The organism is Paenibacillus chartarius (genome assembly GCF_042432825.1).
Taxonomy (GTDB): Bacteria; Bacillota; Bacilli; order Paenibacillales; family NBRC-103111; genus Gordoniibacillus; species Gordoniibacillus chartarius.
Genome location: NZ_JBHLWN010000136.1, coordinates 1 through 1,766, shown reverse-complemented (window position 1 = coordinate 1,766; position 1,766 = coordinate 1). Strand labels below are relative to the sequence as shown.

Below are 1,766 nucleotides of genomic sequence, written 5' to 3'. Positions count from 1 at the left end.
TCGTTCCTCCTACTCTCGTAGGGGGATTTTTTTATTTCAGCCGAAGACCGAACTGGTAAAAAATAATTCGATTTTCGGCTGTATCTCTGTCGAAAACACTTGACTTTTCAAAAATCGCTCCAAGATCGCGCGAGAAGGGGTTCGTTTCCCTTACTACTCACGATCGAGGTGTTATTGTTGAAACCTAGCGTCATCCCCCATGCGGAGTACCAGCGCCTTCTTTTGGATCGGCTTCGCCAGCATTACGGCAACGGTACGGCTGTGCTCGTACGCCGAGACTGGCCTCTCATCTGGAAATGCTTCATTACCGACCTCTCGTACACATCCTCGTTCCTCGGCCCTTTCTATGGAGCGAGAGGTTCCGCCCCGAGAGATCCCGCCTCTATGCTTCGCTCGTATTTGCTGTTCCTGCTCGTCAGACCCGAAATCGGGATTACAGCCTGGGTTGACGAATTACATCGTGTTCCGCTTTACGCAATCCTTAGCGGCTTCGAGCCCGGCGATATCCCTGGCGTCGGTACGTTTTACGACTTCCTCTCTCGGTTTTGGGCCGCCGAAGAGAACAGTCTCAAACCGCGGAACAAGCCCAAGAAATCGAAGCCTAAACGGGGAAAGAAGGGAGAGAAAGCGCCGACGTCTTCGCCCGGTAAAGTCAAGCGTCTCGTTGAATTTCTAATGCGACGCGGGATCTCCCCACGTAAGCAGCCTTTCGATCGTCTTCAGCAATTTTTTCAATCCCAAATTGTCGCCGTATCGGCGAAGATCGGACTGCTCGGGGATCTGAACGCGCTGACACTCGCCGGTGACGGTACACCGGTCGTGACTGCTGCTTATCCCCGCAGCAAGCCGACTTGTGAATGTAGTGCCCAAGGCCTTGCGCCCTGCTCCCACCGCCGCGCGTATTCCCAGCCGGACTGCGACTCCGGTTGGGACAGCGCACGAGAGAGGTACTTCCAGGGATACCATCTGTACATGCTATCTGCAGCGAACAGCCAGCATGACCTGCCTTTGTATCCACGACTTCAGCCTGCTTCCCGGCATGACGCTGTGAGTGTGGTGGTGAGCTCGATGGAATTTACGCAACGTTTCACCTTGGGCACGGTCGATAAGATCTTGCTTGACGCCGCCCACGATGCCGAGGCTATTTACCAGTGGCTAGAGCACCAGCACATGGAGCCCTTCATTGATCTCAACAAGCGGAAAACGAAGCCCGCCGCTACCGAAACCGATATGACCATTTCTCCTGCGGGCGTACCGATTTGTCCCATTGGCAAGGAGATGAAGCTCAACGGCTACGACCGCACGCAGAACCGGCAGAAGTGGCGTTGTCCACTCGCCTGCAAGTCCGGCAACTCTTGTCCTACTCCTTGCTCCGACGCCAAGTACGGCAGAACCTACCATACCTTCACCGCCGACAACCCAAGGCTGTTTCCGAAGACGAGCCGCGAGTCGGAAGCTTGGAAAGCGGCTTACAAGCGTCGAACTTCGGTCGAGCGTTCCAATAAGCGAGAGAAAGTCGATTACAAGCTGGAGGCCGGTCGCCACCGTTCCACGAAGATGTGGTACATCCGGATATATGGCATTATGATGTGCCAACACATCGATGCCTGGTATCTCCACTACAAGTCTGAGCTAGAGCCGCTTCAAACACAGCTTTTGCAACGGATGGCGTAGACAATGCCTTATTTTCAAAAAAATGTCGTTCGTCCGGCTTCTTTGCCATGCTTACTCTTGAAAGTGGGTTTCACATCCAGTTTTTCCTGCTC

The 1,766-nt window shown here is 54.0% G+C and carries 1 protein-coding gene; it reads left to right on the top strand.

All coding sequences use genetic code 11. The features are described 5' to 3' along the window. Positions 1–177: 177 nt before the first annotated feature. Positions 178–1,674, top strand: a complete 1,497-nt coding sequence (locus ACFFK0_RS30640; protein WP_377475261.1) for a transposase — start codon at positions 178–180, stop codon at positions 1,672–1,674. The last annotated feature ends 92 nt before the right edge of the window (positions 1,675–1,766 follow it).